The organism is Streptomyces sp. 11x1, from assembly GCF_032598905.1.
In the GTDB taxonomy this organism is placed as follows: Bacteria; Actinomycetota; Actinomycetes; order Streptomycetales; family Streptomycetaceae; genus Streptomyces.
Map to the genome: position 1 here is coordinate 2,646,297 of NZ_CP122458.1, position 19,673 is coordinate 2,665,969.

The window sequence follows — 19,673 nt, forward strand, 5'->3', positions numbered from 1 at the left end:
CAAAGCGTCGGCGCACGGGCGGAACCGCAGGATCAGTGAAGTCAGTACGTGCAACCGGCGACAAGGGCCGAACGGCCCTGCCCGAGAATGCCGACGCGCTTGCGATGGAGCCCGTCAGACCTGCTCGGCGGCCGTGCCCCTTCCGAGGAGAGCGACGGCTCGGGCGGGGGCGTCCCCGTCGCTGGCCAGGCGGTGTACCCGGAGCACCTCGGCGACCTGCGCGCCGATCTGCTCGACCGGGTCGAGGCTGACGCCTGGGTCCTGCGGGATCAGGCCGATACGCCGCCCTCGCACCTCCCGCCACGCCCGCTCCCCGAGCCCGGTCAGCTCCTCACCCCTCCGAGATGCCGGAGGCCAGGAGGACGTCACACTCCTGACGCACTGCTTCGTGCGCCTCCGCTTCCGCCTGCGCGCGCAGGCTGCTGCCCCACCTCGCCGACGCCGGTGTCCTGTCGGCGCGCACCACCCGTGACCGGCAGACCTGGGCGTACGGGCTCCAGCCCGGTCACATCCAGGTACGGCTGCTCGACGACGCCGTCGTCAACAAGGCCTTCGTCGCCTGCGAGGACTGCGGCTGGCAGCAGGTCGTCGTCCCCGAGCGGCGCACCCGCTGGTACGGTCATCCCTGCCCCCGCTACCGGTGCAAGGGACGGCTGACCGCGCCGCAGCCCGACCTGTCCGTCACCGGGCTCCAAGCCGCACGCCACGACCGGCCCGTACGGGAGCGGGACTACCGCCGGGACTACTACCGGCGCCTGTACCTCACGGGCGGCACGTTCCGCGTGGTGACGGCCGAGCACACCGGCATGCTGAGCCGCCCCGAACGGGAGCGCGTCGAGCGTGCCTTCAAGGCGGGCACGCACTACACCGACCCCAACGTCCTGTCGTGCACCCCAACCCTGGAACTCGGCATCGACATCGGTGACCTGTCGGCCGTCCTGCTCGGGTCCCTGCCCGTCGGGCCGGCCAACTACGTGCAGCGGGCGGGGCGGGCCGGACGACGCACCGGCAACGCGCTGGTGGTCGCGTTCGGCGGGCGCCGGGCACGCGACCTGTACTACCTGGACGAGCCACGGGAGATGATCGCCGGGACCATCCTGCCGCCGGGCTGCTATCTGTCGGCCGTGGAGATCCTGCGCCGCCAGTACACCGCCCGGCTCCTGGACCTGGCGGCCCGCGGGGAACTGCGGACCTCCGACGGCGGGACCCTCCCGCCCGTGCCCCGGCTGTCGTCCGCCCTGTTCGGCACCGGCGGATGGTGCCAGGATCTCGCCGACGCCGCACAGACCCACGTGGCGAGCCTCGTGGAGGACTTCCTCGCCCTGTTCCCCGCCGGCGACGGCCAGGACACCGACCTGGAAGGCGTCTCGGAGCACGCGGCGGACGAGCTGCGCGCGTACGCGACCGGCGGGATCGTCCGGGTGCTTCAGGAGGCGGAGGAGGACTGGACCGGCCGGCGCGAGGAGGTGCGCCGCAGGATCGCGGCGATCGACGAGGCGGCCGGGCAGCTCGCCTCGTCCGACGACGCGCAGGACCGGGAGCGGCGCGAACTGCTGGCCGAGCGCCGTGCCGCCGGGGACCTGCTGCGGGAACTGAGCCAGTCCGCCGCGCACGCCACCCTGGTGGACCTCGGACTGCTGCCGAACTACAGCCTGACGGACACCACCCGGCTGGAAGCCACGCTGTACTGGTCGGAAACCTCCGACGAGGAGGACGGCCCGCGGGACGAGGGGTCCCGGCCGTCCGGGACCAAGGTCTACCGCAGCGAGACCCGGGGCTACGAACGGTCCAGCACCCTCGCCCTTACCGAACTCGCCCCCGGCAACAGCTTCTACGTCAACGGCTACCGGCACGTGGTCCGCGCCCTCGACATCGGCGGTCCCGACCGGCGCTCCTGGTCGGTGTGGCGGCTCTGTCCCGCCTGCGGCTACGTGCGGACCGAGAACGCCGAGCGCGACACGACGCCGTGCCCGCGCTGCCGCGGCCGGGAGATCGCCGACGCGGGCTGCGTCCAGTACGTGCTGCGTCCCCGGCGGGGTGCTGTCCCGCGACAGACGCGAGGACGCCAGGGTGCGCGACGACCGCGACGAACGCGACCGCAGGCGCTACGCGACCCTCACCACCGTCGACATCGACCCCGACCGCCTCGTTCCCGGATCCTGGCGGCACGAGAAGGCGGTTTTCGGCGTGGACTTCACCCGCCACGCCACGATCCGGACCCTGAACCTCGGTCTCGACCGCGAGGACGGCAGCAGCACGGTGCCGCTCGCCGGGGAGGACGTCCGCCTCAACCCCTTCTACGTCTGCACCTCGTGCGGCGGCGCGACGGCAGCCCGGTCGTGGACGTGCCCCAGCACGCGCTCACCGAGTCCGGCGCGACGAGCGCCCCGACCTCGGCACACCATCTGCTGTGGTGCCCGCGCCGCCGGATCCGCGGCGCCTCGGCGAGCACGGCCGGAGCGCGGGGCGCGGGCCGGGACGTGCCCCTGCTGCTGGCCCACGAACTGACCACCGAGGCCGTCCGCATCCTGCTGCCCGCCTCCGTGGCCCGCTTCAAGGAACGCCTCGCGTCGTTCACCGCCGCCCTGTTCGCGGGGATCGCCGCCCGCTACGGCGGCGATCCCGACCACATCGACATCGCCGAGGCCACCATGCCCGACGACGCGGGCGACCCGGAGACCGACTGGCCCCGGCGCTTCCTGGTCGTCTACGACCGGCTGCCCGGCGGCACCGGCTACCTGCACCGGCTGGCCTCCGCGGACGGCTTTCGGGAGGTGCTGCTCAGGGCACGCGACGTCATCGAGCACTGCCCGTGCCAGGAGAAGGGCATGGACGGTCCACCAGTGCCTGCTGCGACGGGTGCCGGCCGCCGACTACGACAAGGTCAGCCGCAACGAGGTCCGCCAGATGCTGGACGAACTCCTCGGGGCCGAAGGAGAACGCTGCGCACCTCGCGGGTCACGACCACCCAGGACATCCCCATTCAGTGGCAGGCCGAGAGCGACCGCTCGGGACGCTCAACGAGTTGACTGACGCGCGCACTGGCCCGGACCAGCGCGACAAGGTGGGGCGCGATACCGGACATCGCTCGGCGTGCCCCGCCCGTCGCCACGCAGGTCCGGGCGCACTTCGCCGCCGGGCACGGGCTCCTGGGGCTTGTCAGCTGGCGGCGGCCCCGGCTCCGGGCGAGGGCTGTCGGCGCCGGCGACGGCGCCGGCGAGAAGGGCTGCCCGCCCCGGCCGGACAGCCCTACCACAACGTCAGCAGCCCTCTGGGTCAGTAGCCCAGCTTCCACTTCTGGTTACCGCCGCCATTGCAGCCCAGAACATACGCGCTCCCGTTGCTGTCGCTGTCCAGGCACTGGCCGGCTCCGGGCGCCCTGAGCTCGACCCTGCTCCAGTCCGATCCGACACCATCCCATTCGGTGTTCGGGTCGCCGCAGGACAGCGTGGACAGACCGAAGGTCCTGGACAGGCACAGCCCGGTCGCCTTGTTCCGGATCTTGACCTGGTCGTAGGTGTCGTGGCCCTGGAACTCCACGCTCCAGGTCTGGTAGTCATTCCCCTGCGTACAGGGGTTCGTGTAGACGAAGCCCCGGCCGCTCTCCCCGCCGTCACTGCTGTCCAGACACAGCCCGGTTGCCCAGTTGCGCAGGAAGTCCGTGCCGATGGAGCGCGCAGCAGATGCGGGAGCGGCACTCATGAAAGCCAAACCGGCGGACAGACCCAGCGCCAGCACCCCAGCCCTCAAACGACGCGAGAGCAGCCCCCCAGCCGAAGCCCGGCTGACGGCCTGTGCGCTGTCTGCCCGCCTCACGTCCCGCCTCCGCATGTCAACCATGTTCAACTTCCTCTGCCTTCTCTCGGCTTTCACAACAGGAGGTTCACCGCACCTGGTGCAGCACTGCTCCCACGGAACCCACACCCTCCAGACGCCCGCCCAGAGCAACGGGTTTTCCTCATCACCGTGATCCACGTCTCACACGAAACGCCCACGCCACAAGCCACCAGGTGTCCGTGGTTCGGTGCGGAACGTCACCGCGGGACACTGCGGTCTGTCCGGGATGGCGTCCCGCTTCGTGCAACACCGGTGCGTTTACGGGAGGGGGTTGGGAGTAATAGTCAAGACCTGTGGATCGGTGAAGCTATCGCCTGATGCTCCGGCGCCATCGAATCTCGCCTTCGTGCCATTTGCCGGTGGGCGTGAGTCCGGCGGCGGCGGTGGCGACGGCAGCGGATGCCTGACGTTCGGGGTGGATATGGGCGATAACTGTCTGCATCTGCTGCTGGCTGAGCCAGTCGACGAGTTCTCGGGCTGCTTCGGTGGCGATGCCTCTTCCCTGCCACGGGGTGCCCACCACCCAGGCGATCTCGGCGATGGGGCCGTGTCCGGAAGGGCTGCGGGAGGTGCTCGGCTACCGGCGCCTGGGCTTCGGACTGCGCGAGATCGCGACCCTGGTGGACGATCCGGCCACCGACGCGGTCGGGCACCTGCGCCGGCTGCGCGGTCTGCTGCAGTGGCGGCCGCTTGTACGGGATACCGGCACGAGCTGTATCCGTACTCCGGCAGCGACGAGTTCGTCGCGGGCGCCGTGGATTTCATCCAGGAAGCGCTCGAAGGCGACGGGGCCGTCGTCGTGGCCGTGCCTCAGGAAAAGGCGTCTTTGCTGCGTGCCCAGGTCCGTGAGGGGGACACCGTGCGCTATGTCGACACCAGTCGGGTGGCGCATCATCCGGGACGGCTCATCGCCGCCTGGCAAGAATGGATCAAGGAGCGCGTCTCGGAGGGGCGGCCCGTCCGCGGGATCGGCGAATCCCCCCTGGAACCAGGTCGGCAGTGCCGCCGAGGCCATGGAACTGCACTACCACGAGTGGCTGCTCAACAAGGCCTTCGCCCAGGGCCCGGCCTGGTGGCTGCTGTGCCCCTACGACGTCGCACGTGACGACGCCGCCCTGACCCGGATGGCACGCTGCCACCCGCAGATCCGCAGGGACGGCCGGACGGTGCTGTCCGAGGACTACGACCCGCGGGCACCGTACGAGTTCGCGGCCCTCACCGGCCCCTGTGACCCGTACGACGAGTTCCTCTACACCAGCGGCGACCTGCCCGCCCTCCGGGAGAAGATCCCCGCCTGCGCCGAGCAGCACGGCCTGACCGGTCGGCGCCTGCGCGAGCTGCATCTGGCCGCGACGGAGGTGGCCACCAACAGCATCCGTCACGGCGGCGGACACGGCGTGCTGCGCACGTGGAGCGAGGAACGACGGCTCGTCTGCGAGTTCCGCGACGCCGGCTACCTGGAGGACCCACTGGCCGGACGTACGATGCCGACCGCGAGGCAGGTGGGTGGTCGCGGGCTGTGGCTCGTCCACCAGCTCTGCGATCTCGTCGAGATCCGGTCCACGCCGCACGACGGGAACACGATCCGCCTGCACACCGAGCTCCCCGGGTAAGCCCGCCGGCGGCGCCCATGGGTCTGCTCGACGACGCGGCGCTCGAAGGCACGCGTGCCGAGGTCGCCCCGGGGTAGACGCGAGTGCGGCGAACGGACAGGCGCCGGGGCACGGGCCGGAACGATAGGGATGGGAGTCGGTTCTCCATGCTGAGGGTGCGGGTGCAGCACGCGGACACGACGGTTGTCCGGCTGCCGAGCGAGGTCGACCACGAGAACGCCTCCGACATCAGCGCCCGGTGCCAAGAGCTGATCGAAAAGGGCTGCACCACCCTCGTACTCGACGCCTCCGACGTGCAGTACCTCGACTCCTCGGGTGTCAGCGTGATCGTCGCGCTGTCCAGCGCGCTCGACAGCCATGCGGGCGCCCTGCGCCTCGCCTCCCTCAGCGACCACTACCGGCAGGTGTGGCGCCTCCTCGGCCTCGACACGCTCCTCCCCGTCTTCCTCACCGTGCACGCTGCGCTCGATGGGCACGACGCACGCGCCTGTGCCGATACCGGGGAGTCACTCGACCGCGCCTGAGGACAATGAAGGGCAACCCGCAGCCCTCGAACAAGACGACTGCATGGCAGGCACCGCACCCTGCCCGGGAACGGGCGGTGCGGCGCCACGGGCGGCGCCCACGTGGTCGCACGCCCCGGAGCAACCGCTGCCCGCGCCCCGGCGGCCCGCCGACACATCCAGCGCGTAGCGAGCCGGCCGCCTCCAGCTGACCGCGCCGGCGCCCACGGTCCTATGGTCCGTGGGCGCCGCCGGTGCGTTCGCCTCCTGCCAGACCCCGCGCCCTCGTGTCCGTCTCACGGGGCGCCGATCGAAATCGCCGGAGCGTCCGTCAAGACGTGGGCCGCGCGGGTGCTGTCGCAGGCGACGGAGACGGCCGCCCGGTCACTGCTCGCCCTTCCCGCGTCCACCGAAGAGCTCGGTCACCAGCCGGTGGGCGTACGCGGCGTCGAGCCCGGCCGGACGGAAGAGGATGCGATACATCATGGGGGCGACGATGCGGTCCATGGCCGTCTCGATGTCGAAACCGTGCTCCTCGCGGTCGGCGGCTCGGGCGAGTATGACGTTGATCTGTTCGGCCGCGTAGGCCGAGCACTGGCCGGCGTTGTTGCCGTCCGGGTCGCCGAGCAGGGCGTCGCGAATGTAGGCGCGGCCCGAGGGGGACGTCATTTCGTCGAGGAACTGTTCGGCCCACGCCGTCAGATCGGACCGCAGGTCGCCGTGGTCCTCCGGGGCGGTGTCGGGTCGCAGCCGCTCCACCGCGACGTCCGAGAGCAGTTCCTGCAGGTTGCCCCAGCGCCGGTAGATGGTCGACGGGGTGACTCCGGCGCGCTGTGCGACCAGGGGGACGGTCAGTGCGTCGCGGCCCCTTTCCTCCAGGAGTTCCCGTACGGCGGTGTGCACCGACACCTGGACGCGTGCGCTGCGCCCGCCGGGGCGAGCCCTTTGCCTGGTGCTCATCCCACCAGCCTAAAGCACAGTCCTTGCGTTTAGCGGTTCCCGATTCCCCGGGCAGCGCATGCCCTTCGGTGGCACCGTGGCCCTGCCGCTGCCGAGCCTCACGCGCTCCGGCACCCGTGGGTGACGTCGGCACCGCCTCCGCGGCAAAGGGCGAAGCCTGCCCGACGGCTGTGCCGGGGTCCTCGCCGATCTCATGGTGGCGGGCATCCGGCCCTGATCCCGCCGGAGTCGAGCGGTGTGCGGGCCGTGCCGGAACTTTCCGGCCCGGGCCGGCACGCCGCCCTCACGTGACGGGTGCGAGCGATCGGGCGGGCTGCGTCCGCTCGTATGCGTGGCCCACCAGCAGCAGCGTCCGCTCGGCGAAGGGCCGCCCGAGCAACTGCATGCCGATGGGCATGCCTGCCGTGTCTCTGCCGACCGGGACGGAGAGTGCGGGTACTCCTGTGATGTTGGCCGGGGAGGAGAGGCGCACATAGGCGTCGGAGACGCTCTCGACCGTGCCGTCGGGCCAGGTGACGCTCTCCTGGCCCGACGGAACCGCGGCCATGGGGACCGCGGGGGCGGCGATCACGTCGACCTCCTTCAGGACGCGGGCCCATGCGTCGCGCATCAGCGTCCGGGCGCGCTGCGCGCGGAGGTAGTCGCCCGCGCCCATCAGCTCGCCGGCCTCCAGGAGGATCCGGACATCCGCTTGGTACAACTCGGGGACGGTACGCAGGGTGCTTTCGTGGTACGCGGTGGCCTCCGGCACCATCAGGCCCCACTGGGTGGCCTGGATGTAGCGGGTCATCGGGATGTCGATCTCGATGAGCCGGGCGCCGAGCGCCTCCAGCTGCGCGATGGCGCGGCGGACGGCGGCCACGACTTCCACGTCGACGTGTTCGAAGTAGTAGGTGCGAGGCACACCGACGCGCACTCCCGTCAGGTCCGGGTCGGGGCTCGGCCGATAGTCGGCGCCGGGGACGGCCACCGAGGCGGGGTCGCGAGCGTCGTGCCCGGCGATGGCGGTCAGGACCACGGCCGTGTCGTCGACGGTACGGGTGATCGGGCCGACGTGGTCGAGCGACCAGGACAGCGACGTGACGCCGTGACGGGGCACGAGTCCGTACGTCGGCTTGAGGCCGACCACCCCGTTCAGGGTGGCGGGCACCCGGATCGATCCGCCGGTGTCGGTGCCGAGGGCGAATGTCGCCGCACCGGAGGCCACGGCGACGGCGGAGCCGCCGCTGGAGCCACCGGCGACCCTCCCTCGGTCCCAGGCGTTGTTGGTCTGCGGGGTGGTCAGCCCGTAGGCGAACTCGTGGGTGTGCGTCTTGCCGATCAGGATCGCGCCGGCCGCCCGCAGACTCGCGGCGACCGCGCTGTCGGATGCCGCGCGATGACCGGCCCGGGTCCTGGAGCTTGCCGTGGTGGACACGCCGACGACATCGATCAAGTCCTTGATTCCTACCGGGATCCCGTGCAGAGGGCCCCGGTAGGCGCCCTGTGCGGCTTCGCGCTCGGCCTCACGAGCGGTTCGGCGGGCCTGATCAGCGGAAACCGCGACGTAGGCCGCAACGTGCGGCTCCACCTGCTCGATGCGATGGAGGACCGAGTCGACCAGCTCGACCGGGGACAGCCGTCGCTCCCGGATCTCCTGCGCGGCGGCGGCGAGGGACAACTCATAGGGCTGCATCGTGCTTCTCCCCCTCCGCATGGAAGGCACCGGCGGGCGGGGTGTCACCGAAGTCCAGCTCGCGCAGGACCGCGACGACGGAGTGGATGTGGTCGGCGGTGACCGCGACAACCGAGTGGCGGTCGTCGGGCAACGGAAGCCCGGCACGGGCGGCCCAGCGGGCTGCCTCGGGCGGTGTGAGTCCGGCGGAGGACATGGATCTCCCCTGGTCGGGCCTGGAGCGACGAGGCGCACCACACCAAAAGCTAATGATTTGCGTTAGGTCGACTGTAGAACCTACCCTCCCTTAAAGCAAACGCATTGCCTTAAGGGAGGGGTTCCATGCCTGACGTCATGTCCGGCCCAGTCGCGCACTGCCCTGTGGGGGACAGCCGCGCGCACGGGAAGAACCGTGCCGTCTCCTTCGGTCTGGACGCGTCCGTACTCGTGGCCCTTCTGGCGGCATCCAGTGCCCCGACACCGCTGTACCCCCTCTATCAGGACCAGTGGGGCCTTTCGGCGCTCGCCGTCACGGTGGTCTTCAGCGCCTACTCCCTGGCGCTGCTGTCGGCCCTTCTCACCACCGGCACGCTCTCCGACCATCTGGGACGACGCCCCGTCCTGGCAGGTGCCCTGGGAACGCAGGCCGTCGCCATGGTTCTCCTCGCCTCGGCGGACGGCGCGGACACCCTGACAGCGGCCCGCCTCCTGCAAGGAGTGGCCACCGGCGTGGCCACCAGCACCGCGGGCGCGGCCCTCCTCGACCTGGAGAACCCGCGGCGTCCCGGTCGGTCCGCCCTGACCAACACCATCGCCCCGGTCGCCGGCATGGCCGCGGGCGTCCTCACCTCCACCCTCCTCGTCCGCTTCGCCCCCGCCCCCACGGCCACCGTCTACGCACTGATGGCAGCGCTGTTCACCGCCCAGGCGATCGCCGTCGCCTTCACCACGGAGACAGTCGACCGCCGGGCAGGCGCGCTCCGATCGCTGCGCCCGCGGCTCGGTGTACCGCCCGCGGTGCGCCGCACCCTGCTGACCACCGGCACCGCGATCGTCGCGATCTGGGCACTCGGCGGCTTCTACTCCTCCCTCGGGCCGACCCTCGTGCGCCTGGTGACCCCCGCCGCCCCGCAGGCAGCCCTCGGCATGGTCTTCTTCACCTTCAGCGCCGCAGCCGCACTCACCATGTGGGTTCTGCGCCGCACCGATCCCCTCACCAGCGCGATCGGCGGATGCATCGTCGTCCTGCCCGCCACGATCATGACCCTGAGTGGTCTGCACGGCGTTGGGCTGCCGGCCGTCCACGGCGGCGCGGCCCTGGCCGGAGCGGCCTTCGGGGCCGTCTCCCAAGGGGTACTTCGCATGCTTCTCGCCTCGCTCGACGAGCAGTACCGCGCCGCGACGCTGGCCGCCTACTACGTTCTGAGCTACCTCTCCATGAGCCTGCCCGCCATCGCCGCGGGGGCCGCCACCCAGTGCTACGGGCTCAGGACCACCTCGCACGCCTACGCCGTCGTCGCCGCACTCCTCGCCGCAGCGGCCCTCACAGCGCTCGCCGTGTCACGAACCCGAACAGGTCCCTGCAGCAGCCCGCGCAACCGTCCTCTCCGCTGAGAGCATTGGAAAAGACACATCATGCAGACTCTTTCGGACACCCCCATCCCCTCCTGGGCCGTGGGCGACATCACCGTCCACCGCATCGACGAGACACCGCTGCCGCCCGCCACGGGACCCTGGCTGCTGCCCGGCGCCACTCCTGAGGTGGTGGCCGGTCAGGACTGGCTGCGCCCCCATTTCGCCGGCGATGACGGCATCCTCCGCATCGACAGCCACAGTTTCGCGTTCGCCGTGGACGGGCTGCGCGTACTCGTCGACACCGGCATCGGCAACGGCAAGGAACGGGCCAACCCGGCCTGGCACGACCTGCGCACCGACTTCCCCGAGCGTCTGACCGCCGCAGGCTTCCCGCCCGACTCCATCGACCTGGTCGTCCTCACCCACCTGCACGCCGACCACGTCGGCTGGAACACCCGGAAGGTGGACGACGAGTGGGTTCCCACGTTCCCCGAGGCGCGCTACCTCACCGCACGCGCCGAAAGGGAGTTCTGGGCCGCGTACGACATGGAGGAGGCACGCCGCCAGATGTTCCGCGACTCGGTGATCCCGGTCGAGCAGGCCGGTCTGCTCGACCTGGTCGACGTCCCGGCCGAGGGCGTGCACATCACCCCGAGCCTCAGCCTGGTCCCCACCCCCGGCCACACCCCCGGCCATGTCGCGGTCGAACTGAACAGTCAGGGCGAAACGGCGCTGATCACCGGTGACTGCATCCACCACCCGGTACAACTCGCCCACCCCGCCATCGGCGCCTGCGTGGACATCGACCCACAGCAGTCCGAGACCACCCGCGGTGAACTGCTCGCTTCCCTCGCCGGCACGGACACCCTCCTCCTCGGCACCCACTTCGCCCCGCCCACAGCCGGCCGTGTCGTCGCGCACGGGGACGCCTACCGGCTGCGGCCAGATCCGACGACCTGACTTGCAGGCCGACGGGGGCGCCGGGGCCCGACAGGCTCGGCGGCGCCGCGGGCCGACGCCCACGGCCGCTTCATCAGCCTCGACCTGTGGGCCGTGCGGGCCAGACCGGAACGACGCCCGCGTGGTCGGCGTGCTCGTCTCGTGTGTCGGAGACGGGTTTCCCCAGATGGCTCCGGCCGTGGGCGCAGTCCGGTCCTGGTCGGGTGATCGGCGTACGTGCACCCCGCCCCGCGGACTCCCACAGTGCGTCCGGCGCGTCCGGCGGCAGCCTCACCGACCTGCCGTCAGGACGAGCGTCCATCGAGCGTCAAGACCAGATGCCACAGACGTGAGGCCGGGCCGTCCGAGCCGGATCAGCCGCCTCGCATGACGGGTGGAACACCAGGTCGGCGGCGGCCGAGGAGGTTGCGGTGAGTCTCCGCACCGTGCACTTAGGGTAACAGGTCGCGCACGACTGGCCGCACCTGAGGAACCCAAGAGAACCGCAGCTCAGATCCCCTTCTGAGCTGGCTCAAGAATCGCCACGCACTCCACGTGCGACGTCATCGGAATGACGTGCGGCCTGGGCCACTCCAGAGAACATGCAGGTCAGCGATCCAGCGCACCTTCGGTGCGCGCCGGGGGCGTGGTAAATGCCGTGGCGCGCGCCGGGGGTGCTTCTGTCTGCCCTGACGTGGGCTGATGGGGGTACGGGACGCTGAGCTGGTTCGTTCCGGCCGAAACCGAAGCCTCTGTGATGCCGGCGAGCTCGCAGGTCAGCATGGTGCTGGGGACCGCCCACGGGAACCGTGGAGTGCTGCTGCGAAGCACGTGCGTCAGAATTCCTGATTCGCCCTGGTCCTCCCGGAACGGCGCACCCGGCTGTCCGGCGAGGGAGGGAGCAAGGCCGTGGATGTGCTGCACGAACGCTGCGCCGGCCTCGACATCAGCAAGAAGGACGCCAAGGCCTGTGTCCGCACGCCGAGTACCAAGCGGCGGGGATCCTTCACGACCGAGACCACGACATGGGGGTCGACGACGAATGCGGTCCTGGCCCTGCGGGATCACCTGCTTGCCGCGCGGGTGACGCTGGTGGTCATCGAGGCGACCTCGGACTACTGGAAGCCCTTCTACCACCTGCTGGCCGAGGACTTGAACGTGATCCTGGTCAACGCGCGGCAGGTCAAGAACCTCCCCGGCCGCAAGACGGACGTCTCGGACGCAGCCTGGCTGGCCCAGCTCGGCGCCCACGGCCTGGTGAGGCCCTCCTTCGTGCCGCCCGAGCCGGTCCGTGAACTACGGAACCTGACCCGGGCCCGGACCACCGCCACCCGTGAACGCGGCCGGGTGCTCCAGCGGCTGGAGAAGCTGCTGGAGGACACCGGCATCAAACTCTCCGCGGTCGCCTCCGACATCATGGGGGTCTCCGGCCGGGCCATGCTCGAAGCCCTCATCGCCGGGGAACATGATCCGCAACTGCTTGCGGAGGTGGCCAAGCGCAGGCTCCGCAACAAGATCCCCGAACTGACCGAGGCCCTGACCGGGCGCTTCCGCGAACATCACGCGTTCCTGGCCCGCCTGCATCTGGATCAGTACGACCAGCTCACCGCCATGATCGGGCAACTGGACGAGCGGATCGAAGAGGCGATGGCCCCCTTTCGAGGCGCCCTGGACCTGCTCGACACCATCCCCGGGATCAACCGGGCGGTCGCCGAAGTGATCATCGCTGAGACCGGCGGGGACATGAGCCGGTTCGCCTCGGCCCGTCACCTCGCCTCCTGGGCCGGGGTCTGCCCCGGCCACCACGAGTCCGCCGGCCGCACCAAGGGTCAGGCCCGGCAACCCGTATCCCAAAGGCGCCCTCGGCCTCGCGGCGTTCGGCGCGGTGAGAACCAAGGACACCTACCTGCAGGCCCGCTACAAGCGGCTGACCGCCCGCCGCGGCCCGCTCAGGGCACTGGTCGCCATCGAGCACTCGATCATCACCGTGATCTGGCACATGCTCACCGACGACGTCCCCTACCAGGAACTCGGCGGCACCTACTTCACCCAACGCGACCCAGAACGCGCCACCCGCCGAGCGATCAACCAGCTCAACCAACTCGGCTACACCGTCACCCTCAACCCGATCGAAGGCGCAGCCTGACTACCCACGACCAAGCACCCGGCGGCCGCGACGACCACCGGGCACCCAGCCCTGCCCACACCCACCCTGACCTGGACCTATTTACGCGTCAGAGGCCATTTCTCGGCTCGCTATCCCGTCTGCAGGAGCCCAGAGTGTCAAACGAGCGTCATGACGCACAGCACATCCCTCCTCTCCGGAACGGAACAGGTTGCCACGGCCAAGTGCCCCAGCAGGGCCCATTGGCTCGGCAGGCGCGCTTGTGGGCTTTCGGGCTGACCGGCTGGCGCACCCGATGAAGTCGGGCCCTCCGTTCGACGCACCGCATCCCGCTCATCTCCGCCCCACGAACCTCGGCACTCCCTGCGACACAGGGTAACGAGGCCAGCGCAATCAGCACACGTCTATCCGAGACCTGTCGCCGTATAGCTCAAGTCCATAGAGCAGACCTAACGCGCTACTCGACGGGCTGAGCCCGAAAAGTCGATTGGCCCGCGCCATCCGGTCCTAGCACGACCACCTCACACTCCGTCAGGAACAGCGTCGAACGAGCGTCAAGACATTTCTTGAACCCGTCCCTGACGGAGTTGAGCAGAGCGTTCTGGACTCACGCTCCCGTTGTGAAACCGCAGGTGAGCCACGCGGCGACTACCTACAACAGGCTCCACGCGGTGAACTTCGGGAAACAGGTCGAGCACCGCCGAGCACACCTGAAGAACCCGATAAAACCGCAGGTCAGAACCCCTTTTGGGCAGGCTCAAGAATCGCCACGCACTCCACGTGCGAGGTCATCGGAAACAGATCGAACGCCCTGAGCGTCCGCACCCGGTACCCGCTCTCCCGGAAGTACCCCAGGTCGCGTGCCAGCGCGGCCGGATCGCAGGCCACGTACGCGATGCGGCGGGCCGCCAGGGACGCGAGGTGCTGGACGGTCTTGCGGCCCGCCCCCGCACGCGGCGGATCCAGGACGATGAGGTCCACCTCCGTGATCCCCGTACGCGGCAACACCGCCTCGACCTTGCCCTGTTCGATCCGCACCCGCTCGAACTCGGCGAGGTTGTGCCGCGCGTCCTCGACCGCCCGTTTGCCGGACTCGATGCCGAGGACCGCACCCTTGTCACCGACGCGGTCGGCGAGGGCGCCCGCGAACAGCCCGACACCGCAGTAGAGGTCCAGCGCCATGTCGCCCTTGCGGGGCAGCAGGCCCTGCATGACGGCCTTGACGAGGGTGTCCGCGGCCTTGGGATGGACCTGCCAGAAGCCGCCGCTGCCCACCCGGTACGTACGGTCGTCGGCGCGCTCACGGACGAAGGGGCGCCCGTGGACGCGGTGCACGCCCCCGTCCTTCTCCTCGACCCGCATCACGGACACCGGCCTGTCCAGCTCCACGATCGGCAGACGCGCCCCCGGCCGCGGTTCGAGGATGACCTGACGGTCCTGCGAACCCGTCGCCGCGATCGCGTCGATCGACGCCATGCCCGTCCAGTCGCGCTTCTCGATGCCCAGCTCGGACACGCCCGGTGCCGCGATCATGCAGTGGTCGATCGGCTCGACCTCGTGCGAGCGGTGACGGCGCAGACCGGCGTGCCCCGACTCGTCCACCGCGTACTGCACCCGCGTACGCCACGCGGGGACCTCGCCCGCCGGGACCTTGTCGCCCTCGGCCGGCATCACCGTGCCGTCCCAGCCCGCCTCCTCGGGGGTGAGACCCGCGAGGCGCCGCAGCTGCTCGGCGATGACCTCGCCCTTGAAGCGGCGCTGGGCGCCCGGCTTGGCGTGCTGCCAGTCGCAGCCGCCGCAGCGGCCGGGGCCGGCGTAGGGACAGGGCGCCTCGACGCGGTCCTTGGAGGCCGACAGGATCGAGACCGCGTCCGCCCGCAGGAAGCGCGCGCCCTCCTCCCCGTCGGTCACCCGCGCCACGACCCGCTCACCGGGCAGCGCGTGCCGGACGAAGAGGACCTGCCCCTCGGCGGTACGGGCGATGCAGTGGCCGCCGTGGGCGACGGGGCCCACCTCGACCTCGTACTCCTCTCCCACCAGCGATTTCTTCGGTTCTGCCTGCATGGTGGGGTGACTCCAGAAGAGAGGAAAGCGAAAACGGCCGGACAACAGCCCACCAGTCTACGTGGGTGCTGTCCGACCGTTTACCACGAGCGGGGACTCGCGGGCGCGCCCCGGTCCCGCCGGGTCAGCTCTTGTCGGCCGAGGACTTGTCCGGGGCTAGTCCGGGGCCTTGTCCGAAGCCTTGGCCGAAGTCTTGGCCGGTGACTCCTTGGGGCGCTCGTTCGCCGGACCGCGCCGTACCGACCCCGGCGCACTCCAGTCCTGCCGCTTGCGCGCCCGGCGCTTGGCGACCTCGGAGGACTCCAGCTGATAGGGCACGGAGGTCACCATGACACCCGGCGTGAAGAGCAACCGGCCCTTGAGCCGGAGCGCGCTCTGGTTGTGCAGGAGGTGCTCGTACCAGTGGCCGACCACGTACTCGGGGATGATCACCGACACCGCGTCGCGCGGGGACTCCTTGCGCAGCCCCTTGACGTACTCGATCACAGGCCGAGTGACCTCGCGGTACGGCGAGTCGAGGACCTTCAGCGGCACGTCGATGCCACGCCGCGTCCACTCCTCCTGGAGCGCCTTGGTCTCCGCCGGGTCGACGTTGACGCTGAGCGCCTCCAGCGTGTGCGAGCGCATCAGCTTGGCGTAGGCGAGGGCGCGCAGGGTGGGGCGGTGGATCCGGGAGATCAGCACCACGGAGTGCACCCGCGACGGCCGGACGACGTCGTCGCTCGGGCCGTCCGGCGCCGCGATCTCCGCGGCGACCCGGTCGTAGTGCTTACGGATGGCCGTCATCGTCGCGTAGAAGATCACCATGCCGAGCAGGGCCACCCAGGCGCCGTGCGTGAACTTGGTGCCGAGCACGACGATCAGGACCAGCCCGGTGAAGAAGGCGCCGAAGGTGTTGATCGCGCGGGAGCGGACCATGTGGCGCCGCTTGGCCGGGTCCTTCTCGGTGCGCAGATGGCGGTTCCAGTGCCGGACCATGCCCGTCTGGCTGAGCGTGAAGGAGACGAAGACGCCCACGATGTAGAGCTGGATCAGACGCGTGGAGTCGGCGCCGTAGATCCACACCAGGAGGACGGCGGCGCCCGCGAGGAGCACGATGCCGTTGGAGAAGGCGAGGCGGTCGCCGCGGGTGTGCAACTGGCGCGGGAGGTAGCGGTCCTGGGCGAGGATCGAGCCCAGCAGCGGGAAGCCGTTGTACGCGGTGTTCGCGGCCAGGAAGAGGACCAGCGCGGTGGCGGCGGCCAGGACGACGAAGAAGAAGGTGCCGTCGCCGAAGACGGCCGCCGCGACCTGGGAGATCACCGGGTTCTGGACGTAGGAGTCGCCGACCGGGGTGCCGTCGCGCAGCAGGTCGGCCGCCGGGTTCTCGGCCATCCGCACATTGGTGGCCATGGCGAGGCCGATGATGCCGCAGAACATGGTGACGGCGAAGAAGCCCATCAGGGCCAGAGTGGTGGCCGCGTTCCTCGACTTGGGCTTGCGGAAGGCGGGGACGCCGTTGGAGATCGCCTCGACACCGGTGAGCGCGGCACAGCCGGAGGAGAAGGCACGCAGCAGCAGGAAGACCAGCGCGAAGCCGGCGAGCCCCTGGTGCTCGGCCTTGATCTCCAGGTCGGCGGTGGGCGCCCGCATCGTGTCGTCGAGGACCAGTCCGCGGAACGCACCCCAGGCGATCATCGTGAAGACGCCGACGACGAAGACGTACGTCGGGATCGCGAAGAGCTTCCCGGACTCCTTCACCCCGCGCAGGTTCATCAGCGTGAGCAGCACGATGATGCCGATCGCGCAGAGGACCTTGTGCTCGACGAAGAAGGGGACGGCCGAGCCGAGGTTCTCGACGCCGGAGGAGATGGACACGGCGACGGTGAGGACGTAGTCGACGAGGAGCGCGCTGGCGACGGTGAGACCGGCCTTGGGGCCGAGGTTGGTGTTCGCCACCTCGTAGTCGCCGCCACCGCTCGGGTAGGCGTGCACGTTCTGCCGGTAGGACGCCACCACGGTGAACATCAGCACGACGACCGCGACGGCGATCCAGGGGCTGAAGTGGTAGGCCGACACGCCCGCGATGGAGAGGACCAGCAGCACCTCGCCGGGTGCGTACGCCACGGACGAGAGCGGGTCGGATGCGAAGACGGGGAGTGCGATGCGCTTCGGCAGGAGCGTCTCGCCCAGCCGGTCGCTGCGCAGAGCGCGCCCGATCAGAATCCGTTTGGGCACGTCGGTCAGTTTGGACACGCAGAGGATCGTAAGCGCCCCGGCTGGTTCTGGGCACATCCGGGTGAAATCCCGGCGGGCCCCGGGGTGAAATCGGACCGCCGACGACTGCGAAGTGCGGCACGTCACGCATCCTCCGGTGTGATGGGCTGCGTCCTTCGGTGTGATGGGCTGCGTCCTTACGTCCATATGACGAATCCCGTCGAGATGAGGGACCCCGTCGCCCTGAGCAATCCCGTGGATCCCGGGTACGTACCCGTGTGCCGTGTGCCGTGTGCCGTGTGTGTACCGGGCATCCGATGGAACCCGTGACGTTCTCGCCCCCTCTACTCCCTGGAGGCCCCATGCAGGCCGCGACCGCTGAGCTGATCGGCGCTCTCGCCTCCCTCGTCGGACTCGGCTTGCTGACGAGGGCCAGCGTCCGGCGGATCAGCCGGCGACGTCCCACGATGTGACCCGTGGGTGCACGGGGGTGCCCCCGGCGGGCCGCGCGTGTGTAGCTTGGGCGACGGTCTGAGACCCTGTTTTCGACGTTTCGGCTGAACAGTAGCTATTGACACCGGAAGGACGGTCGTGCACATCGTCATCATGGGCTGCGGGCGAGTGGGTTCCACCCTCGCCCAGACCCTGGAGCAACAGGGGCACACGGTCGCCGTGATCGACCAGGACCCCACGGCCTTCCGTCGTCTGGGCTCGGGTTTCGGCGGCCGGCGCGTCACCGGGGTCGGCTTCGACCGCGACACCCTGCGCGAGGCGGGCATCGAGGAGGCGGGCGCGTTCGCCGCCGTCTCCAGCGGCGACAACTCCAACATCATCGCCGCCCGTGTCGCCCGCGAGATGTTCGGCATCGAGAACGTGGCGGCACGGATCTACGACCCGCGCCGGGCCGAGGTCTACCAGCGCCTGGGCATTCCGACGGTCGCCACGGTCCGCTGGACCGCAGACCAGATGCTCCGTCGGCTGCTGCCGTCCGGGGCCGAACCGCTGTGGCGCGATCCCACCGGCGGAGTCCAGCTCGCCGAGGTGCACGCCTCGTCGGCGTGGGTGGGCCACAAGATCAGCAAGATGCAGGAGGAGACCGGGGTCCGCGTCGCCTTCCTGACCCGCCTGGGCGAGGCGATCCTGCCGACCTCGCAGACGGTGCTGCAGGAGGGCGACCTCGTGCATGTGATGATGCGGACGGACGACGTGGAGAAGGTCGAGGCGTCCTTCGCCGAGGGCCCCGACGAGGAGGGCGGTCACTGATGAGGGTCGCCATTGCCGGAGCCGGAGCGGTCGGCCGCTCGATCGCGGGCGAACTGCTGGAGAACGGCCACGAGGTCCTTCTCGTCGACAAGGCGCCGACCGCCATCTCGGTCGAGCGCGTGCCCCTGGCGGAGTGGCTGCTGGCCGACGCCTGCGAGATCACGTCCCTGGACGAGGCGGCGCTCCAGCGCTGCAACGTCGTCATCGCCGCGACCGGAGACGACAAGGTCAACCTGGTCGTCTCCCTGCTGGCGAAGACGGAGTACGGCGTTCCGCGGGTCGTCGCCCGCGTCAACAACCCCAAGAACGAGTGGCTGTTCAACGAGTCCTGGGGCGTGGACGTGGCCGTGTCGACCCCCCGGCTGATGTCGGCGCTGGTCGAGGAGGCCGTGAGCGTCGGCGACCTGGTCCGGCTGCTCCGCTTCAGCCACGGCGACGCCAACCTGGTCGAGCTGACGCTGCCGCCCGAGTCGGCCCTGGCCGGCACCCAGGTCGGTGAGGTCGAGTGGCCGGAGGACACCTCCCTGGTCACCATCATCCGCGGCACCCGGGTCCTCACCCCGACCTCGGACGACTCCCTGGAGGCAGGCGACGAGCTCCTCTTCGTGGCCGCGCAAGCGCGTGAGGAGCAGCTGGAGGACCTGCTGTCGGTACGGCGCGAGGACGCGACGAGCTGACGCGGGGTATGCGACGACGACGGGGCGTCCGGAGGTTTCCGGGCGCCCCTTCACATACCGGGCGACCGGGCTCCCCAAGTCTTCGTCGCCTTCAACCCCTGCGCCCTTTCAACCTGATCCAGGCACCTTCAGCCCGTCCGGCGTTCGAGGCCGAGGCCGTTCAGGCCGACAAGCCGGGCCCGGGGGCGCAGCCCTTGCGAGGCCCGCACCAGCACCGGGTGCCTAGGCCCTGTCGTCAAGTTCCCGCCTGCCCCGCGACGCCATGCT

The 19,673-nt window shown here is 70.3% G+C and carries 14 protein-coding genes and 4 pseudogenes; 10 read left to right on the forward strand and 8 right to left on the reverse strand.

The window, feature by feature from the left end; genetic code table 11:
• Positions 1–114: 114 nt before the first annotated feature.
• Positions 115–369 carry a hypothetical protein gene (locus P8T65_RS11550; RefSeq protein WP_316725333.1) on the reverse strand — a complete coding sequence of 85 codons (255 nt, stop codon included), beginning with the start codon at positions 367–369 and terminating at the stop codon, positions 115–117.
• 416 nt (positions 370–785) lie between these two features.
• On the opposite strand from P8T65_RS11550, the gene P8T65_RS11555 reads away from it, so the two are divergent.
• On the forward strand, positions 786–3,029 hold the full coding sequence (locus P8T65_RS11555; protein ID WP_316725334.1) for a helicase-related protein: 2,244 nt from the start codon (positions 786–788) through the stop codon (positions 3,027–3,029).
• Between the two features lie 247 nt (positions 3,030–3,276).
• Here P8T65_RS11555 and P8T65_RS11560 read toward each other — a convergent pair whose 3' ends face one another.
• Both P8T65_RS11560 and P8T65_RS11565 read right to left on the reverse strand, forming a co-directional pair.
• Positions 3,277–3,702, reverse strand: coding sequence for an RICIN domain-containing protein (locus P8T65_RS11560; RefSeq protein WP_316725335.1), 426 nt, complete (start codon positions 3,700–3,702; stop codon positions 3,277–3,279).
• Between the two features lie 442 nt (positions 3,703–4,144).
• A pseudogene (locus P8T65_RS11565) lies at positions 4,145–4,393 on the reverse strand (GNAT family N-acetyltransferase); the annotation flags it as partial.
• Between P8T65_RS11565 and P8T65_RS11570 the strand changes: the two are divergent.
• The 4 genes and pseudogenes from P8T65_RS11570 to P8T65_RS11585 all read left to right on the forward strand — a co-directional run.
• Positions 4,392–4,514: pseudogene (locus P8T65_RS11570) on the forward strand (MerR family transcriptional regulator); the annotation flags it as partial. The pseudogenes P8T65_RS11565 and P8T65_RS11570 overlap by 2 nt on opposite strands.
• A gap of 77 nt (positions 4,515–4,591) precedes the next feature.
• Positions 4,592–4,750: pseudogene (locus P8T65_RS11575) on the forward strand (sensor histidine kinase); the annotation flags it as partial.
• Entirely contained in the window at positions 4,704–5,450 is a 747-nt protein-coding gene (locus tag P8T65_RS11580; protein WP_316731552.1) for an anti-sigma factor RsbA family regulatory protein, read from the forward strand. The pseudogene P8T65_RS11575 and the gene P8T65_RS11580, both read left to right, overlap by 47 nt.
• A 146-nt stretch (positions 5,451–5,596) precedes the next feature.
• Positions 5,597–5,974 (forward strand): STAS domain-containing protein, encoded by a 378-nt coding sequence (locus tag P8T65_RS11585; protein WP_316725336.1) that lies wholly within the window; start codon positions 5,597–5,599, stop codon positions 5,972–5,974.
• Positions 5,975–6,337: 363 nt separating this feature from the next.
• On the opposite strand, the gene P8T65_RS11590 is transcribed toward P8T65_RS11585, so the two are convergent.
• The 3 genes from P8T65_RS11590 to P8T65_RS11600 form a co-directional block, all read right to left on the reverse strand.
• The gene (locus P8T65_RS11590; RefSeq protein ID WP_316725337.1) at positions 6,338–6,913 is read right to left on the reverse strand and encodes a TetR/AcrR family transcriptional regulator; all 576 of its coding nucleotides are present in this window, start codon (positions 6,911–6,913) and stop codon (positions 6,338–6,340) included.
• 283 nt (positions 6,914–7,196) lie between these two features.
• Positions 7,197–8,588, reverse strand: coding sequence for an amidase (locus P8T65_RS11595; RefSeq protein WP_316725338.1), 1,392 nt, complete (start codon positions 8,586–8,588; stop codon positions 7,197–7,199).
• Positions 8,575–8,784, reverse strand: coding sequence for a hypothetical protein (locus P8T65_RS11600; protein WP_316725339.1), 210 nt, complete (start codon positions 8,782–8,784; stop codon positions 8,575–8,577). Before P8T65_RS11600 ends, P8T65_RS11595 begins: the two co-directional genes overlap by 14 nt.
• A gap of 125 nt (positions 8,785–8,909) precedes the next feature.
• On the opposite strand from P8T65_RS11600, the gene P8T65_RS11605 reads away from it, so the two are divergent.
• The 3 genes and pseudogenes from P8T65_RS11605 (at position 8,910) to P8T65_RS11615 (ending at position 13,227) form a co-directional block, all read left to right on the forward strand.
• Entirely contained in the window at positions 8,910–10,181 is a 1,272-nt protein-coding gene (locus P8T65_RS11605) for an MFS transporter (RefSeq protein ID WP_316725340.1), read from the forward strand.
• A 21-nt stretch (positions 10,182–10,202) separates the two neighbouring features.
• Positions 10,203–11,102, forward strand: coding sequence for an MBL fold metallo-hydrolase (locus P8T65_RS11610; protein ID WP_316725341.1), 900 nt, complete (start codon positions 10,203–10,205; stop codon positions 11,100–11,102).
• A gap of 888 nt (positions 11,103–11,990) precedes the next feature.
• Positions 11,991–13,227: pseudogene (locus P8T65_RS11615) on the forward strand (IS110 family transposase).
• Between the two features lie 714 nt (positions 13,228–13,941).
• On the opposite strand, the gene P8T65_RS11620 reads toward P8T65_RS11615, so the two are convergent.
• Both P8T65_RS11620 and P8T65_RS11625 read right to left on the reverse strand, forming a co-directional pair.
• Positions 13,942–15,270, reverse strand: coding sequence for a class I SAM-dependent RNA methyltransferase (locus tag P8T65_RS11620; protein ID WP_316725342.1), 1,329 nt, complete (start codon positions 15,268–15,270; stop codon positions 13,942–13,944).
• A gap of 156 nt (positions 15,271–15,426) precedes the next feature.
• On the reverse strand, positions 15,427–17,505 hold the full coding sequence (locus tag P8T65_RS11625) for an APC family permease (protein WP_316725343.1): 2,079 nt from the start codon (positions 17,503–17,505) through the stop codon (positions 15,427–15,429).
• Positions 17,506–18,057: 552 nt separating this feature from the next.
• Between P8T65_RS11625 and P8T65_RS11630 the strand changes: the two genes are divergently transcribed.
• Together P8T65_RS11630 and P8T65_RS11635 are read left to right on the forward strand one after the other, a co-directional pair.
• The gene (locus P8T65_RS11630) at positions 18,058–18,729 is read left to right on the forward strand and encodes a TrkA family potassium uptake protein (protein WP_184900232.1); all 672 of its coding nucleotides are present in this window, start codon (positions 18,058–18,060) and stop codon (positions 18,727–18,729) included.
• Entirely contained in the window at positions 18,729–19,406 is a 678-nt protein-coding gene (locus tag P8T65_RS11635; RefSeq protein ID WP_184900230.1) for a TrkA family potassium uptake protein, read from the forward strand. Before P8T65_RS11630 ends, P8T65_RS11635 begins: the two co-directional genes overlap by 1 nt.
• Positions 19,407–19,673: the final 267 nt, after the last annotated feature.

Bases quoted from the DNA above. Each gene is read 5' to 3' on its own strand.
- P8T65_RS11610 (WP_316725341.1), top strand. From the start codon at position 10,203: ATGCAGACTCTTTCGGACACCCCCATCCCCTCCTGGGCCGTGGGCGAC.
- P8T65_RS11620 (WP_316725342.1), bottom strand. From the start codon at position 15,270: ATGCAGGCAGAACCGAAGAAATCGCTGGTGGGAGAGGAGTACGAGGTC.
- P8T65_RS11600 (WP_316725339.1), bottom strand. From the start codon at position 8,784: ATGTCCTCCGCCGGACTCACACCGCCCGAGGCAGCCCGCTGGGCCGCC.
- P8T65_RS11595 (WP_316725338.1), bottom strand. From the start codon at position 8,588: ATGCAGCCCTATGAGTTGTCCCTCGCCGCCGCCGCGCAGGAGATCCGG.
- P8T65_RS11590 (WP_316725337.1), bottom strand. From the start codon at position 6,913: ATGAGCACCAGGCAAAGGGCTCGCCCCGGCGGGCGCAGCGCACGCGTC.
- P8T65_RS11580 (WP_316731552.1), top strand. From the start codon at position 4,704: ATGTCGACACCAGTCGGGTGGCGCATCATCCGGGACGGCTCATCGCCG.
- P8T65_RS11605 (WP_316725340.1), top strand. From the start codon at position 8,910: ATGCCTGACGTCATGTCCGGCCCAGTCGCGCACTGCCCTGTGGGGGAC.
- P8T65_RS11585 (WP_316725336.1), top strand. From the start codon at position 5,597: ATGCTGAGGGTGCGGGTGCAGCACGCGGACACGACGGTTGTCCGGCTG.
- P8T65_RS11635 (WP_184900230.1), top strand. From the start codon at position 18,729: ATGAGGGTCGCCATTGCCGGAGCCGGAGCGGTCGGCCGCTCGATCGCG.
- P8T65_RS11560 (WP_316725335.1), bottom strand. From the start codon at position 3,702: ATGAGTGCCGCTCCCGCATCTGCTGCGCGCTCCATCGGCACGGACTTC.